This is a genomic window from Pirellulales bacterium (assembly GCA_035939775.1).
Classification (GTDB): domain Bacteria; phylum Planctomycetota; class Planctomycetia; order Pirellulales; family DATAWG01; genus DASZFO01.
Window position 1 is genome coordinate 1 of the sequence record DASZFO010000127.1, and the last position, 16341, is coordinate 16341.

Sequence of the window (16341 nt, forward strand, 5' to 3'; positions counted from 1 at the left end):
CTCCACAAGTTGGACTTGGTGGTCGAGGAAACAATCATTGTCGAAGTGAAAGTGGTCAAAGATTTCGACGACATCCATTTTGCCATTGCACGCTCTTATTTGAAGGCATTCGGAAAGGACCACGGCCTACTACTCAATTTCGGAAAACTGAAACTAGAGATGAAGCGCGTAATCACCCGCCAATCCTAAACGCCTCTCCCCTCCCTCTCCTGCCTTCCTGGCTTCCTCATAAAAACTCTTCGTAGTAAGCTGCCAGCCATGATTGAGACCATCGACTTGCATAAGCGGCATGGGAAGTTGGAGGTGTTGCGCGGGATTTCGCTCGCCGTGGCGGAAGGGGAAGTGGCGGTGATCGTCGGGCCCTCCGGCGGCGGGAAGAGCACGTTTCTGCGCTGCTTGAACGGGCTGGAGAAATTCGAGGCCGGTGAGGTGCGGGTCGGCGAGCATCGGCTTGCACCCGGCGAGCAGGACCGGCAGACCCTCGCCCGCTTGCAACTCGTTCGCCGCGAAGTCGGGATGGTCTTTCAGCAATTCAACCTGTTCCCGCACTTAACGGTGCTGCAAAATGTGACCGAAGCGCCGCAACGCGTGCTCAAGCTCTCGCGCGATGAAGCGATCTCGCGCGCGAAAGCGATCCTCGATCGCGTCGGGCTGGCGGACAAACTGAACGAGCGCCCCGAGCGGCTCTCCGGCGGTCAGCAACAGCGCGTGGCGATCGCGCGGGCGCTGGCGATGCAGCCGCGGGCAATCCTATTCGACGAACCAACCAGCGCGCTCGATCCGCGAATGACGGCCGAGGTGCTGGCCGTGCTCGCCGATTTGGCCTCGAGCGGGCAGACGATGGTGGTCGTCACCCACGCAATGAACTTCGCCCGCCGCGCCGCCCACCGGGTACACGTGTTCCAAGACGGCCAGGTGCTCGAATCCGGCCCGCCGCAGCAAATCTTTGAAAACCCGCGCGAAAAGGCCACGGCAGAATTCGTCCGCGAACAGAGCGGACCTTGAAAAAGCCGTTGTCCACAGGGCAACTGGCGAGGAACTCGCGGCTACCGCCCTTTGTTCGCAATTACCGCAGGTGCAATTCACTCGGCTGAACGCTTTTAGGGTAAAATGGATGACGACGAAAAGATAACGCCGAACCATTGGCGATTCGCGGTCAGCTCAAAGGGAAGGACGAGCTATGTCCACAGTGACAATTGAAGAGGCGCAATCGAAACTGCCGGAATTGATCGAGCATCTTGTCGCGGGCGAGGAAGTCGTTATAACGCGAGACGCTCGACCCGTGGCAAAGTTAGTGGCGGCGTCGGCCGAAAAACCTACCCCGTTGTTCGGGCGCGGCCGCGGCAAGATCGTTGCGTGGCGGATGATGACGAGCATCTGAAGGATTTCAAAGGCTATATGCCGTGAGGATTCTTCTCGACACGCATGTCTGGCTCTGGTTCTATCTGGAAAGACGACAAAATGGACTGGAAAGAGATCAAGTCACAGGCCGATGCTGATGCGCTAATGGGCGTTTTCGGGGGGTTCCATGACTCGTGCATCCGAGAGGCGCACCTCTGGACCGGCCACTGGGTTACTCCCGAACTACGTATGAGGTGCGTGTCGGATAATCATCTGCGAGTCTTATTTCAGCGCCAGTTCACGAACCCATCGGCGATCGAACTTATTTTTGAGTATGTCACTCGATTCAACCTCGTTCCCGCACCGGAAAACTACGACTCCATTATCCTCGCCGCAACACTCATCGTCCGAGATGGCGACATTTTTTGGTCCCCAGTAGATGACTGGACACGCGCGAAACTGAATAACGATGAGTTTACATGGGTGTCGGCCAAGAAACTTCGCTGGCGCGAAGTGGACTGGCTTGGCAAAGAACTCCGCTACGGACCGGGACACGTTGGAGTAACGAAAAGGAGTAACTAAGAGCGACGGTGAATCATTGTCTTGGTTGAGAACCATGTGCGGAGAGGATGGCAGTCCCCAGCGGCTATCGGTACGCATCTCAGTCGCCCAGCGGCCGCTGGCGAGCGAATCCGGGGCTTGGGGGCACCTTGAATTCCGCGATCGGATCGGGTTGGGCGGAGTCAAAGGGGGGCACATCGTCCGCGAGATGCTTGGCTAGATCAAGCTTCGCCGCGCGGATTCCCGCGACGACGCACTTGGCCAATTCATACGCGCCGTACGGGCTGTGATGCGTATGATCGAATTTCGGATCGTCGTCCGAGTCGTGCTTGAAGGCCAGGATCGCGGCTTTGGGGCCAAGCGCTTCATATAGCGTCTTGCTCATGGCGTTCAGGTCGATGAGCGCGGCGTTTTCCTCTTGGGCTGCTTCGCGCACCATCTGGGGATAATCGCGAAGCGTATTGACGATTGTGTTGCCCTCGAACTGATAGCGGTGCATCGGCGTGATGAGCACCGGGATCCCGCCCTTCTCTCGCACCTGCCGGACCCATTGCTTGAGCGTGGCCTTGTAACTCTTCGAGGCGTCGGGTTCGCTGGCCTTCATGTCGTTGTGGCCATATTGGATCAAGAGATAGTCGCCCGGCCGCATGTCGCCGAGAACTTTCGCCAGCCGGCGGGCGCCCGTCGAAGAGCGGAGCGATTCGCCCGACTCGGCATGATTGGCCACGGCCACGTCGGGCATGAAGAACCGCGGCAGCATCTGGCCCCAGCTTGCGTAAGGCTCCCTCGACTGATCGCACACGGTCGAATCGCCGAGGATGAAGACCGTTGGCACGTCGGCCTTCTCGATCTCCAGCGCGCAGAGGCAAGGACGCGATCCATTGAACTCCAGCGTGAGCCGCTGGTCCCACGCCCAGGCCTCGTCGGTCGTTTCGCGCGGCTTCTTCAACGCGACTTGTCCGCCGCCGGCGATCCTCGGCGTGCGGATGTTGACGACGAATTGCCTGGTCGCAAATTGTCCGGCGGCCGTATGAATGTTCTCCAACATCAACCGGCGGAGTTCGGCCTTGACCGCGGTCGTCGATTTGTGCCGAGCGTCGCCAAGCGTCACGGTCACTTTGTAGTTGCCTTCGGGCAGATCGACGGAAAAGAAAAACGGCTTGTCGCTCGTGCAGAAACCGGAGCGCAGCGGATCGCTGCCGCCGCAATCGACGGATTCGATCTTGGCCTCCCCTTCAAAACCATAGCCGCGCTGCTTGTCGTATGCCGCATCGGCCGGCACGCGAATGTACCCTGGCGCGGAATTGCCGGCGCCGAATTGAAACCGGAGCTTCGTCGGCTGCGGGGCTTCGGCAAGTGCGACAGAAACGAACAAAGGCCCAATCAGGATTGCGAGGCTCCGAATGATAGTGGCAGATGAGGGCATGGGAGTTGGTCAAATAGGGGCGGTATTCGGACATGTGGAAATGCTAACGCGTCGTGATGTCGAGCGGAAGGCGGGGACGGTCAGGCCAGAGGCACTGACCTACTTGTTGCCGGAGGCGAGCCGCTGGGTTTGGGAACGGAGGTCGGTCGCGAGCTTCTTGTCTTCATGCAGCATCAGGTCGTCGAGGCGGAGCGCGTCGCGGGCGGCGGCTTGAGCTTTGTCACGATTGCCGGTCGCTTCGAGCGCCGCGGCGAGTTGGGCATGGATGTAGGCGCTGTTGGGATATAGCTCGGCGGCCCTTTGAAGAGATTCGATCGCTTTGCGAGCGTAGACTTGTTGGTTCGGGACGTCCTTATAGACTTGCAGCCATTCCAGGCCGGTTTCGAGCCAGGCGGCGCTTGAGCGCCTATTGAGGCCGAGCCAATGTTTGACGAACGTTTCGAAGTCGTTGAGCCTCGTGCGGTCGCGCTCGGCCGGCGGGCCGCTCTGCGTCCATTGTTGCAGTTTCAGGCGCGACAGGAGGCGGCACGGCTCAATGGCCCAGGGATCGGCGGCGGTTGCGATTCGGAGTTGCTTTTCCAACTCTTCGGCGGTCTTTGCACTGCCGGCGGCTCTCAGCGCCGTGTCGCAATCCATTACCGGTTCATATCCTGTTTGATGCTGCGCGACGGTCAGCGCCGCCGTGCCGGCAAAGAACGCAAGCGACGCGAACCAGGGAAGATTGTGTCGCGCGCCGGGCGGATCGGTTGCGTTGAGCGCGAGCGCCATGAGCAGCCACAAGGTTCCCGCAACGCCCCCGAATGTCATTCCACCGACCGCCAAGAGCGCCACTAGCAGCACGGCCACGCCGATCGCCAACAGCGACGGCGGCAGGATTCCATCCTGAATCCAACTACGGAAAATGGCGACGGCCACGCCGCCGAATAGCACACCGGCGATCATCTCTTCCAGACGAATCGGAAATCCGAGAACATGGTTGAGTGCCATCCCAAGCACAACGCCGAGCGCCGCGCCGCCGAGAATCCACGAAATCGCGTCTCCTTCGTAGCGGAATTCACCAAAACTCCGAGCATTGGTAGGTTCGGACCCCTCACCTCCGGCCCCTCTCCCGCAAGGGGAGAGGGGAGAAATGCGCCATGCAAACCCGGCGAGGCTCGCCAAGAGCAGGATCAGCGCCGGCAGACCCGCGTTGGCCGCCACTTCGAACAGGAAGTTATGCGGATCCTTGATCTCTTCGCTGGCGATCGGGAGTTTGTAGAATTCGTAATACTCTCCGAAGTTTCCTGGGCCGCAGCCCACGAGCGGATGATCGCGAATCATGCCCAGCGTCGATTGCCAGTATTCCAGACGGAAGCGAAACGATCGGAACGCCGGCTCAACGATGTCAGGCCGCCAGATCGCCAGCCCGCCAATGCAAGCCAGCGACAGTGCGGCAATTCCAGCGACGAGCATCCAACGAGTGCGCCGCGCATTCGCGGACGTCGCTGTGGGCGCAACACAAACGAACCCCGCCCCAACCGCAGCGGCGATCCACGCGCTGCGGCTGCGCGTCAGCAGGAGTGCTCCGGTGATCGGAACGGCGCAAACTGCCGCAGCCAACCACACACGTTTCTCCGTGAGCCGATCCGAAAACCGCCTGCGGAAAGGGGGACAGTCCCCTTTTTTTCCGAGGACTCCAAAAAAGGGGACAGTCCCCGGCGGTTTTCTAGCGATTCCGCTGACGGCGACTCCCAGCGTCAGAATCAACCACGGAGCCAGGTACGCCGCCAGCGAATTGGTGAGCGAGAAGGTGGCGAACGGCTCGCGGCTTTCCAGGCGAGCTTTGAATGCCTTGAACTCGGCCGATTCGGGCGCCATTGGTTCGATGCCTGCCTGCTGGAGCATCGTCTCCGGATGGGCGGTAAACTCAGCGCGGTCTTCCGGCATCGTCACGAAATACTGATGAAACGCCGAACTCGCCAGCAACATCCCAAGCGCGATCATCACAACCACGAGCGCCCGCGCCTCGCGCCCGATGGGGGCCAACTGCCGCAGCAGGAAGAACGCCATCAGCGTGCTCACGCCCTCCCAGAGCCGGTTAAATGAAGGTCGCGGCGCGCCGTTCTGGGAGCCTAGCCATGCACACCACGCCCACCAAGCGAAGAACGCCACGACCACGGCATCGATCCAAGTGAATCGCACCGCAAGCCGCGGTCGTCCCAGCGCGCCGAGCGCCCACAGCACGGCCAACACAATCCACAGCGCCGCGAACGGCTGTCCGTCACCCGGCCATGGCCCTCCGTCGCTCACTACCAGCGGCCGCGCAACCAAGAGCGCAGTCGCCCCGGTCAACAGCCAGGGGCGCAATTGATCGGGTCGCTCTTCGCCTTTGGCACGCTGTGATGCCACTGCCACTCTAGTCTTCGCTACTGCGCGCGTCGGCCCAGGATGTTCGTCTTTCTTCTTCCGCCGCGACATGGTCGCTCCAAGTGGGAAGTGGCGAGGGTCGCGGCTAAACCGCAAGCGAAGGTCGGCTACCGCTTGCGCGTCGCGTCGTTCCGCTCGCCCCGTCTCCGCGCCGCCGTTTCCAATATCCCAATCAACAACAATACGCATCCGATGAGCAGAACGATCAGCACCGCTCCGGTCAGATCCACTTCGTGAAGCAAGAGCGCTCCAAGGCCGCAGGTGGCGGTGAGCAGGTAGATTGTCAGTACGGCTTGCGTTTTTGACAGTCCAAGTTCGACGAGGCGGTGCGAAAAATGATTCTTATCGGCCTCGAACGGACTGCGCCCTTGCCGGAGCCGAATCCAGATCACGGTACAGAGATCATAAAGCGGCACGGCCAGAACGCAGATCGGGGCGAGAATCGCATGTCGCGGCAAATCGCCGCCGGCGTAGGTCGCAACCATCGCGATTGTGGCCAGCGAGAAACCGAGGAAATAGCTACCTGCATCTCCCATGAAGATCCGTGCCGGCGGACGATTGTGCCACAGGAACCCCAACAGCGCCCCGACGAGCACCAGCAGAAAACCGGCGACGAACAGGTGCGGCTGGTGCGTTTGCGGATCGGGAACCATCAGCATCACCGCGGCCAGCATCGCGGCGGCGATCGTGCCGACGCCCGCCGAAAGCCCGTCCATGTTGTCGAGCATGTTGAACGAATTCACCAGCCCGACGATCCAAATCAAACTGATGCCGCCGGCGATCCAAGGCCAACTGCCGAAGATGGCCAGCTTCCAGCCGCGGCCGAAGACCACCGCCGCCGCGACCGCCACTTGCACTACCAGTCGCAGCCGCCAGTCCAATCCGCGCCGATCGTCGGCCAAGCCAAGCAGCATCAATACCGTCGCCAGTCCGAGCAGCAACCAAAGGTCCGACGCCTGCGCCCAAAGGCCGGGCAAGTGCGGACGAATGAAATCCACGAGCGACCCATCGACCAGACCAGCGGAACTGGATTCCGCGCGGTTGTGCCAGATCCAGAGCGCGAGTTGTCCCATCGCGAACGGCAGGACGACGCCAAGCCAGATTGCCAACCCGCCACCGAGCGGAGTCGGTTCGGCGTGAATTTTCCGCGCCGCCGGTTTATCGACCAGCCCCCAAGCGGCGGCTCGGCGGCGAATGACGTGCGCCGCCAGGCAGCTCACCAACAAGCTGGGCAACACAGTCCCGCCGATCAGAATCGCCAACTGAAGTCGGCTCACGTCGTCCGTCCCTCGCGCTGGCGAGCGCGGAAAAGTTGCCGCGCCTCGCTGAAGAACTGTTGATAATCGGCGCGGCGATAGTCGGGAAACGTCCAATCCCGATGCTGCCAGCGGCCATCTTTGTAGAAGAGAGTGACCTCGGCAAAGATTCCTCGGCCGAGATAGATGCGATGGGCGTGGTCCTTCGTCGAGGCGAGCACCAGCTTGGCCGAGGTGAGATAGCCGGGGTCGAGATTGAGCGGCCGCGGCTCTGGATGGCCGGCCTCGCGAGCGTATTCAACTTCCCAGGCGTTCGTGGCGATTTTCCATTCGATCAACTCCTCGGGATCGCGCAGTTCGCTGAACATCCAGAAGCACTTTTTCAACTCCGTTCCCATCGTCAGAGCATAGTAATCGGTTTCGCCGAAAGGGAACCGCGGGCTATCCAGCGCGATCGGTCCCCAAGCCTCGCTAGCTCGCCGCCGCGCACAATCCAAGGCCGCATCGTAACGGCTGAACGCCGCTAGCACGGTGAGCACCGGCGAATGGAGGCGAGTTTCACCCATATCAGCGTCGCGGCGGAGGGGAAATTGTCTTGCTTGCTATGGGACAGAGTAGCAGAAACCAAATCGCAAAATACTGACGTTGACCGATCGGCGAGCATTTCTATAATCCTCGCCCAGCCCATTGTGGGGATTACGGTCGCTCGGACTACGCAAACTTTTCAGTTTATTTGCATATTACGGCGCCGAACGACCGAAGAATCTTGAGAGTAATTGCCGCCCGGCTCGGTCGAGCCAGCGGCAACGGCGATCGCCGGATCGTTGAGGCGGCCGAGGATCGACGACTCGTCAAAACCCAATCCCGTCCTAATTGAACATGACCCTCAGGGAAGAGGTTCTGCGACCCTAACGGGGGCGGCACGGACGCCGCCCCCGGGTCGCATGCAACTCCTCTGGGCAGAAAAGGATGCTGCCATGCAACGGCTCAAAGTCTTTGGCTCGCTTGCCGCACTGGCAATCTTCGCGATTGCCGGATGCACGTCGACTAGCTCGAATCCCGGCGCCGGCTCCAGCACGAGCACCAGTTGGTGGAAGTGGGGCCACAAGGATCCGACTCCCGGCCTGACTTCCGCTCCGTTGGCCCCGAAGAGCCCGACTTTGCCGACGGCCGGCGCGACGCCCGGCACTCCATCGTCAGCCTATCCGTCGTACGGCGGCACGGGCTACCCGGCGGCCAGTCCGTATTCGCCATCGACTTCGACCGTCTATCCGGCCGCTTCGCCCTACGCCAATAGCGGCAGCTACCCAGCGAACGGCGCTTATGCAGGACCGGCCGGCGCCCCCGCGGGCAGCGCGGCATCGGCAAATTCCTATGGAGCCAACTCGTGGAACGGCGCTCCTGCAACCGGCGCGGCGACTCCGACGGCCTACGCCGCCCCCTCGGCAACGTATCCGCCGGCCAGCTATCCGAGCACCGGCTATCCGACAACCAGCCCCGGTTACGCGAGCGGTGGATACGCCGCAGCGCCTAGCGCGGGCGCAAGCGCGCCGAGCGGCAGCTACGCGACCCAGCCGCAAAGCGGCTATTATGGCGCGAACAGCGCGCAGCCTTCAGGCACTAGCGCCTCCGCTTATGGCAATTCGGCTTATAGCGCCAGCGCGGCCGCACCGGCTTCCGGCTATGCAAGCGGCGCGGCCCCGAGCAGCTCGATCTATTCATCTGGCGGCGCGTCGGCGTACGGCGATAACAGCAGCGGCCGCTTCGGCGTTTCGGCTCCGGCCGGCGATCGTATGGCCAGCCGCAGCGACCCGGCCGCGGTCCCCGCGGCAAGCAACTCCTCGAACTGGACCGGCAACAGCGGCTATCAGAGCGCTCCGGCAGGCAACAACGGCGCCATCTCGAATGGCGCGGATTACGGCGCTGGCTCGAGTGCCTATGGCAGTGGCAACGCGTCGACGAGCAATGGTTACAGTCAGCCCTCTGGTGCCTATAGCGCTCCATCTGGCAATTCAGGATCGAGCGGCGCTCCGCCGGCTGGCAGCTATCGGCCGGGCGGCACGAGCGATTATCAACCGAACGGCGCGAATCCAGTTCGCTCGATCGCTCAGTCTGGCGGCAGCGATGTGCAGCCGACCAATTACGAATCCGCCTCGCCCGGACCGGCTGCTGCAACTGCCCCGGCGAGCAGCGCCTATAGCTCAAACGCTTCTGTCGGCGGCGCGGCTTCCTCGGCCCCGAGCGGCTACAGCGATAGCACGAATGCTGGCCCAGCGGCCAGCGGCAGTGTCTACACCGCCGGCGGATTTAACGGCGCGCCCCCGAGCAACTCCGGCGCGACCGTCGGCGGCTCTGCCTCGGGCGGCAGCGGCTTCTATCGCTAGTCAGAACGGTTCGCCGAGCACACTAGCCCGAAGCGCCAGCGAGAGGCTGATCAACTGCTCCTCGCTTGCGCTCCGGGCTAGCGTCGGTCGCGGCCTCGCCAGTTGACCGCCATATAGCCAATCGTGATAATGGTTGTAATAATACTAACCATTTGATCCGCATCGTAACCGCGGTTGAGCGAGTTTCTCGGCCGGAGTTCTCCCCAAAACCTTTCACGCGATGGCAGACGAATCAGATAAGAAGCCGAGCCCCGCTGAAGTCATTTGGCACGAGCGTCGTTGGCCACCCGCGCCGCTGCCAGACCCAACTAAGAAGCCGAGCGCGGTCGAGACGGTCAAGATCGAGAGCAATTATCTTCGCGGCACGATTCGCGAAGAGCTGACGGATGGCAACACCTCGTTCAGCAAGGGAAACTCTCAACTACTTAAGCATCACGGCACCTATCAGCAGGACGACCGAGAAGCTCGCACTGCGCGCGAAGGTGGCGGGAAGAGCGTCAAGTCGTACATGTTCATGGTCCGCTCGGCGGTCCCTGGCGGGAAGCTCACGAGCGACCAATTGCTCGCCGAAATGGACCTGGCCGACGAACTCGGCAACGGCACGCTCCGAATCACCAGCCGCCAGGGGCTGCAGCTTCACGGCATTCTCAAGCACGATCTGCACAAGACGATCCACAGGATCAACGAGGTCAAACTCTCGACCCTGGCCGCCTGCGGCGACGTCAAGCGCAATGTGATGTGCTGCCCCGCCCCGCATCGAAACGATCCGGTTCACGACGAAATGCAGCGGCTGGCCGATCACCTTGCCGCCCATCTTGCTCCACGGACGCGCGCCTATCACGAAATCTGGTTGCGCGATCCGGAGACAGGCGAAGATCAGCTCGTCGGCAGTAGCGGCGCGCACGGCGGCGGAAATGGCGTTGGAGTTCCGTCCTTAGGCGGCGCGGTTCCACCGAGCGACCATGCCGCCAACGGCAGCGGCCCGTCAGATGTCGAGCCGATTTACGGTCCCACCTACCTTCCGCGAAAGTTCAAGATCGGGATCGGACTGCCCGGCGACAATTGCATCGATATCTATGCCAACGATCTGGGGCTGCTCGCCATCTGCGAAAACTTCCAGATCATTGGCTACAACGTGCTCGTCGGCGGCGGGATGGGCGTCGTCCCCAGCGCGACGAAGACCTTCCCGGCGGTGGCCAAGCGGATGGCGTTCGTGCGGCCAGATCAAGTCGTCGACGTGGCTACTGAGGTGATCAAGGTCCAGCGCGATTTCGGCAGCCGCTCGGATCGCAAAGTCGCCAGGCTCAAGTATCTGATCCACAGTTGGGGCCTTGAGCAATTCAGGGCCAAGGTCGAAGAGTATTACGGCCAGAAGCTTCCCGATCCGCATCCCGACGACGTGCATGGATTCGATGACCATCTCGGCTGGCACGAGCAAGGAGACGGCCGCTGGTTCTATGGGCTGAACGTCGAAAACGGCCGCATCCAAGACATGGAAGACGCCGAAGGCCATCGTCTCAAGTCGGCCCTCCGCGAGATTTGCGGCGGCTACCGCCCCGGCGTCCGCCTGACCGCCCATCAGAGCCTGCTGTTCACCGACGTTTTGCCGCAGGACCGCAGCGACTTCGAGGAGATTTTGCGGCGGCACCGCGTGAAATTGTCGCACGAGATCTCGAACGTCCGCCGCTGGTCGATGGCGTGCGTCGCCTGGCCCACGTGCGGGCTCGCGATCACCGAGGCGGAGCGAGCGCTGCCCGGCATGATCGATCAGCTCGAAGTGGAGCTGGCCAAGCTCGGCCTTTCGAGCGACGTGTTCACGCTCCGCATGACCGGCTGCCCGAACGGCTGTGCTCGGCCTTACAACAGCGATATTGGGCTGGTCGGGCGTGCGGCGGACAAATACACCGTCTTCGTCGGCGGCCGCTTGCTCGGCGATCGGCTCAATTTCATCTACAAGGACATGGTGCCCGCGGCGGAAGTCGTGCCGACGCTCGTGCCACTGTTCGTCTACTTCAAGGCCGCCCGCGACAACGGCGAAACTTTCGGCGATTTCTGCCGCCGCAAAGGAGCGGAAGACCTAAGGGCCTGGACCGATCAACTTGCGATCCAGTCGACGCCAGCGTGAGGCGGTGTGTGGCACCGGCCAATGCGGGGTGTGGCACTGGCCAGCAACGTCGGCCAGTGCCGGCTAGCCGTTCGACAAGTACCGATCATGGGGACTGGTCTTTGCGCGACAAACGACGGTCGAGATTCACGCCAACTCGCGCTTCGGCACTTGCCGACTGCGCTGCCCAGTGCCACCCAGCCGATCAACTAGCGGCCCAATCAGCACCAGCGTGAGGCGCGGTGTGGCCAGCGCCACCCAGCCGACTTGAAAACACGGCGATGCCAGCCAAGCCGAGCAAGCACAAAACAACGGAACTTGGCTCGGGCACTGCCGACGCGCTTCCCGCCGAGTCGGCGCTCGCAAGAAATATACCTCCACTGCCAACCAGCAATTCACTGGTCTCGAGGGCGTTCCAGGCGCTTGACGTGCCTGTGGCAAATGAAACGTCGCTCTGCAAAGGACCGGCTAGGGCGAAGCCGGTTTGGGCCAGCGGATTGCCGCTGGCGTCGGAGGCGTCGATCGTGACGCGGCCGTGGCTCGTCGATGTGCCGCCGATCACCAATGCGTTTTCGACGATGTGATTGGCCGTGAGATCGCTGCCCGCGTTCACTTGAACGTTGCCTAAGCCGTCAATGCCACCGACGACTTGATTGGTGCCGGAGACGAGGATTCCCGGCGCTGAGCTGCCGTTGCTGATGTTCGCCCGACCGGAACCGGAAGCCAGGGCCGAAACGGACCCGGCCAACTCGAGAGTTGCTCCGGCCGCGATTTTCGCGTTGACTCCAGTGCCGACGGTGACCACGCCGGACGTGATACTGAACTTCACCGTGCCGCCGTTGATGTTCAGCGACGTTCCGGAACTGATATTCTGCGAGCCGGAGATCGTCGCCGTGCCGGAATCCTGCTTTGTGAATTTTCCGGTGAGACTAAGGCCGCTGATCGTAGTGGCGCCGCTCCCGCCTAGAGTTCCGTCGCTGATCGTCACACTACTGAGCGTGGCAGTTCCATTGTTGTCGATGACGCCGCCGGTTGGGGTGGTGAGCGTTCCGCCGTTGACGGTGCTGCCTGCCAGGTTCACTATCGAGCCGAATCCAGTCGCTTGGATTACGCCGCCGGTATTGGTGTATGTGCCTATCAAGTTGAGCGTGGCGCCGTTGGTGGCCTCCAGCGTGCCGGTGTTGACCACGGTATTGCTCGGGGCAATCTGCAGCGCCGCGGACTGGTTGGCGTCGATCGTGCCGTTATTGGTCAGCGTAAAGGCGTTCGTGCTGCCGCTATTGATTCCGATCTGGCCGGAGCCCTGGATTGTGGCATTGTTGGTCAGAAAATCCGATCCGGAACCGTAAACGCGGTTGCCAGAGTTGTTGGACAAAGAGAACGTGCCTCCTCCTGCCAAGGTCACAGCCCCGCTGACAAGCAGGTCGGTGGTGCTGCCTGCCGAATTCTGCGCCAAGTTTGCATTGCTGCTGAGCGTGATGGTCCCCTGAAGCGTCGTGGTCGTGCCGTTCAGGGCGGTGACCGTGCTTCCGCTGCTGATTGTGACGCCGCCCAGCGTGGCGGTTCCGTTATTGTCGATGGCACCGCCGCCTGTCGTGGTGAGCGTCCCGCCGGTGATGGTGCTGCCGGCCAGGTTGACTACCGAGTTGGCTCCTGTCGCTTGGATGACGCCACCGCTGTTGGTGTACGTCCCGATCAGGTTGAGCGTGCCGCCGCTCGTGGCTTCAAGCGTGCCCGTGTTGATCGCGGCGTTCGTCGGGGCGATCTGCAGCGCCGCGGACTGGTTGGCGTCAATCGTCCCGTTATTGGTCAGCGTAAAGGCATTACTGCCGCTGTTGATCCCGATCTGGCCGGATCCCTGGATTATGTTGCCCGCATTGTTGGTCAGCCCGACGCCCGCGGAGGTTCCATAGATTCGGTTGTTGAAACTGTTGGATAGCGCGAACGTGCCGCCGCCGGCCAAGGTGGTGGTGCTGTTGGCGCCGCTGAGTACGAGGTCGGTCGTGGCACCGGTCGAATTCTGCGCCAAGGTCGCGGTACTGTTGATTGTGATGGTTCCCTGGAGCGTCGTGGCGGTGTTGTTCAGGGCAGTGACCGTACTGCCATTGCTGATCGTGACGCCGTTGAGCGTGGCGGAGCCGTTGTTGTCGATGGCCCCGCCGCCTGTCGTGGTGAGCATCCCACCGTTGATCGTGCCGCCATTAAGATTCACAATCGAGTTGGTCCCTGTCGCTTGGATAATGCCACCGCTGTTAGCGTACGTGCCGATTAAGTTGAGCGTGGCGCCGTTGGTGGCCTCCAGGGTGCCCGCATTGGTGGTTCCGTTTCCGGGATTGATGGTCAGCGAAACATTTACGGGTACGCTCAAGTTGGCGTCGATCGTTCCCTTATTGGTCAGCGTAAATGCGTTGCCGCCGGCGCCGAGGCCGAACTGTCCGTCGCCGTGGATCGTGTTGCCGGCATCGTTGGTCAGCGAATCCGAACCAAAACCGTAAACGCGGTTGGCGGAGTTATTGGACAGCGAGAGCGTGCCTCCCCCTGTCAAGGTCACAGCGCCGCTGACAAGCAGGTCAGTGTTGTTGCCGGCCGAATTCTGCGCCAAGTTTGCATTGCTGCTGATCGTGATGGTCCCCTGGAGCGTCGTGTTCGTGTTGTTCAGGGCGGTGACGGTGCTTCCGCCGCTGATCGTGACCCCGTTAAGCGTGGCGGTTCCGTTATTGTCGACGGCCCCGCCGCTGGCGGAAGTGAGCGTGCCTCCGTTGATGGTGCTGCCCCCTAGGTTTACCGCCGAGCCAGCGCCCGTCGCTTGAATAACCCCGCTGGAATTGGTGAACGTGCCGATCAGGTTGAGCGTGCCGCCGGCGGTGGCTTCGAGGGTGCCAGTGTTGATCACTGTGTTGGTCGGAGCAATTTGCAGCGCCGTGGACTGGTTGGCGTCGATCATGCCGTTATTGGTCAGTGTAAAGACGTTGCCGCCGCTGTTGATCCCGATCTGGCCCGAGCCCTGGATCGTGTTGCCGGAACTGTTGGTTAGACCAACGCCCGACGAGATTCCGAAGATTCGGTTACTGAAGTTGTTCGATAGCGAAAGCGTGCCGCCGCCGCTCAGAATGATCGTGCTGTTTGTGCCGCTGAGAATCAGGTCGGTCAGGTTAGCGGTGGAAGTTTGCGCCAAGGTAGCGCTGCCGTTGATGGCGATGGTTCCCTGAAGCGTCGTGGCCGAGCTATTCAAGAGTGTGACCGTGCTGCCATTGCTGATCGTGACGCCGTTGAGCGTGGCGGAGCCGTTGTTGTCGATGGCGCCTCCGCTTGCAGTAGTGAGCGTGCCGCCGTTGATCGTGCTGCCATTCAGGTTCACGACGGAGCTGTTTCCAGTGGCCAGGATGGTCGCTCCGGAGTTCGTGTATGTGCCGACGAGGTTTAGCGTGCCGCCGCTGGCGGCCTCCAACGTGCCGGTGTTGGTTGTCCCATTTCCGGGATTGACGGTCAGGGCGACGCTCTGGTTCGCCAGAACCGCGCCGTTATTAGTCAGCGCAAATGCGTTGCTGCTGCCGATTCCGAGCTGGCCGGAGCCCTGGATCGTATTTCCAAGGCTGTTGGTCAATCCGACACCCGCCGAGTTCCCATAAATCCGGTTGGCGACGCTATTGGAAAGCGAGAGCGTGCCGCCGCCGCTCAGGGTGATCGTGCTGTCGGCACCATTGAGAATGAGGTCCGTAAAATTAACGGTCGAATTCACCGCCAGGGTCGCGGTGCTGCCGATCGTGATCGTTCCCTGGAGCGTCGTCGAAGTGTTGTTCAGGGCGGTGACCGTGCTTCCGCTGCTGATCGTGATGCCGTTGAGCGTGGCGGTTCCGTTGTTGTCAATAGCCCCACCGGCTGCCGTGGTAAGCATGCCCCCGTTGATGGTGCTGTTGTTGGTTCCTAAGTTCACCACCGAGCCGGTCCCGGTCGCCAGGATGGTCCCGTTGGTGTTGGCGAAGGCGCCGAACAGGTTTAGCGTTCCGCTGCTGGTGGCTTCCAGGGTGCCAGTGTTGGTGGTCCCAAGTCCGGGAATCACGTTCAGGGCGACGCTCTGGTTCGCCATGATCATCCCGTTATTGGTCAGTGCAAATGCGTTGTTGGCGCCGATTCCGAGCTGGCCGGAGCCCTGGATCGTGTTGCCAGAACTATTGGTCAGTCCAACACCCGCATCCGTTGAAATCCCATAGATCCGGTTGGCGGCATTGTTAGATAAAGAGAGCGTGCCACCGCCGCTCAGGGTGATGGTGCTGCTGCTGGCGCCGCCGAGGACGAGGTCGGTAAAGTTAGCGGTCGAACCGATGTTGATCGTGCCGGAATCGCTGATGGATCCAGCCCCGGCACCGCCGACGATCGCGAGGGAATTGTTGTTGGCAATCGTCAACGACTCGCCGGAATCCACGGTCAAATTGCTGATCGTCGGAGCGATCCCGCTGATCGTGACCACCGCATTGTCTGCCTTGCCGCCGTCGATGAACACGTTGTAGGTGTTTCCCCCGCCGTTGTTGGGGATGCCGCTGTCCCAATTCCCAGCCACGTTCCATGGCCCGTTGCCGCCATTCCAGGTGTCATTGATTGCGGCAGCGCTGGCGAGGCTGGGAAGACTGAGCAGCAATCCGAGCAGTGCGGTGAGCAACAGCGGTAAGAATCTCCCATTGGCCTCTATCCCGCTCGACGATTCCAAGACGCGACGGTTGGTAGCGATCCATGAGGTGCAATTCACGTGCGATCTCCTCAAGCAGACGATGAAGAATTCGATTCAGCAAACTCTGATCCGGGGCATGACCTACGGCCTAGGCTAGTTATTCCCCCCTTCTTGTCAAGTGAATTTGCGGATTCCCT

At 61.5% G+C, this 16341-nt stretch carries 11 protein-coding genes; 6 read left to right on the plus strand and 5 right to left on the minus strand.

Going from position 1 to position 16341, the window contains the following annotated elements; genetic code table 11:
- From VGY55_08250 to VGY55_08265, 4 genes are all read left to right on the plus strand, one after another.
- A partial coding sequence (locus VGY55_08250) for a GxxExxY protein (protein ID HEV2969967.1) occupies positions 1–189 on the plus strand: 189 nt, incomplete at its 5' end.
- 69 nt (positions 190–258) lie between these two features.
- Positions 259–1005, plus strand: coding sequence for an amino acid ABC transporter ATP-binding protein (locus tag VGY55_08255; protein ID HEV2969968.1), 747 nt, complete (start codon positions 259–261; stop codon positions 1003–1005).
- Positions 1006–1180: 175 nt separating this feature from the next.
- Positions 1181–1381 (plus strand): type II toxin-antitoxin system prevent-host-death family antitoxin, encoded by a 201-nt coding sequence (locus VGY55_08260; protein HEV2969969.1) that lies wholly within the window; start codon positions 1181–1183, stop codon positions 1379–1381.
- 80 nt (positions 1382–1461) lie between these two features.
- A complete protein-coding gene (locus tag VGY55_08265; GenBank protein ID HEV2969970.1) occupies positions 1462–1923 on the plus strand; it encodes a hypothetical protein in 462 nt (153 codons plus the stop codon).
- A gap of 79 nt (positions 1924–2002) precedes the next feature.
- On the opposite strand, the gene VGY55_08270 is transcribed toward VGY55_08265, so the two are convergent.
- The 4 genes from VGY55_08270 to VGY55_08285 form a co-directional block, all read right to left on the minus strand.
- Positions 2003–3277 carry a rhamnogalacturonan acetylesterase gene (locus VGY55_08270; GenBank protein HEV2969971.1) on the minus strand — a complete coding sequence of 425 codons (1275 nt, stop codon included), beginning with the start codon at positions 3275–3277 and terminating at the stop codon, positions 2003–2005.
- Between the two features lie 150 nt (positions 3278–3427).
- Positions 3428–5722 (minus strand): O-antigen ligase family protein, encoded by a 2295-nt coding sequence (locus VGY55_08275; GenBank protein HEV2969972.1) that lies wholly within the window; start codon positions 5720–5722, stop codon positions 3428–3430.
- A gap of 119 nt (positions 5723–5841) precedes the next feature.
- Positions 5842–7011 (minus strand): MraY family glycosyltransferase, encoded by a 1170-nt coding sequence (locus tag VGY55_08280; protein HEV2969973.1) that lies wholly within the window; start codon positions 7009–7011, stop codon positions 5842–5844.
- The gene (locus VGY55_08285; protein HEV2969974.1) at positions 7008–7556 is read right to left on the minus strand and encodes a DUF4416 family protein; all 549 of its coding nucleotides are present in this window, start codon (positions 7554–7556) and stop codon (positions 7008–7010) included. Before VGY55_08285 ends, VGY55_08280 begins: the two co-directional genes overlap by 4 nt.
- Before the next feature lie 411 nt (positions 7557–7967).
- On the opposite strand from VGY55_08285, the gene VGY55_08290 reads away from it, so the two are divergent.
- Together VGY55_08290 and VGY55_08295 are read left to right on the plus strand one after the other, a co-directional pair.
- A complete protein-coding gene (locus VGY55_08290) occupies positions 7968–9374 on the plus strand; it encodes a hypothetical protein (protein HEV2969975.1) in 1407 nt (468 codons plus the stop codon).
- A 220-nt stretch (positions 9375–9594) separates the two neighbouring features.
- Positions 9595–11499: an NADPH-dependent assimilatory sulfite reductase hemoprotein subunit gene (locus VGY55_08295; GenBank protein ID HEV2969976.1), complete on the plus strand. Its 1905-nt coding sequence runs from the start codon at positions 9595–9597 to the stop codon at positions 11497–11499.
- Between the two features lie 184 nt (positions 11500–11683).
- On the opposite strand, the gene VGY55_08300 is transcribed toward VGY55_08295, so the two are convergent.
- Complete coding sequence (locus VGY55_08300) at positions 11684–16222, minus strand: PEP-CTERM sorting domain-containing protein (GenBank protein ID HEV2969977.1); 4539 nt, start codon at positions 16220–16222, stop codon at positions 11684–11686.
- Positions 16223–16341 lie beyond the last annotated feature (119 nt).

What these genes read in the sequence shown, in the direction of transcription:
- VGY55_08260 (HEV2969969.1), top strand. Translation starts at nt 1,181, where the DNA reads ATGTCCACAGTGACAATTGAAGAGGCGCAATCGAAACTGCCGGAATTG.
- VGY55_08265 (HEV2969970.1), top strand. Translation starts at nt 1,462, where the DNA reads ATGGACTGGAAAGAGATCAAGTCACAGGCCGATGCTGATGCGCTAATG.
- VGY55_08255 (HEV2969968.1), top strand. Translation starts at nt 259, where the DNA reads ATGATTGAGACCATCGACTTGCATAAGCGGCATGGGAAGTTGGAGGTG.
- VGY55_08290 (HEV2969975.1), top strand. Translation starts at nt 7,968, where the DNA reads ATGCAACGGCTCAAAGTCTTTGGCTCGCTTGCCGCACTGGCAATCTTC.
- VGY55_08285 (HEV2969974.1), bottom strand. Translation starts at nt 7,556, where the DNA reads ATGGGTGAAACTCGCCTCCATTCGCCGGTGCTCACCGTGCTAGCGGCG.
- VGY55_08295 (HEV2969976.1), top strand. Translation starts at nt 9,595, where the DNA reads ATGGCAGACGAATCAGATAAGAAGCCGAGCCCCGCTGAAGTCATTTGG.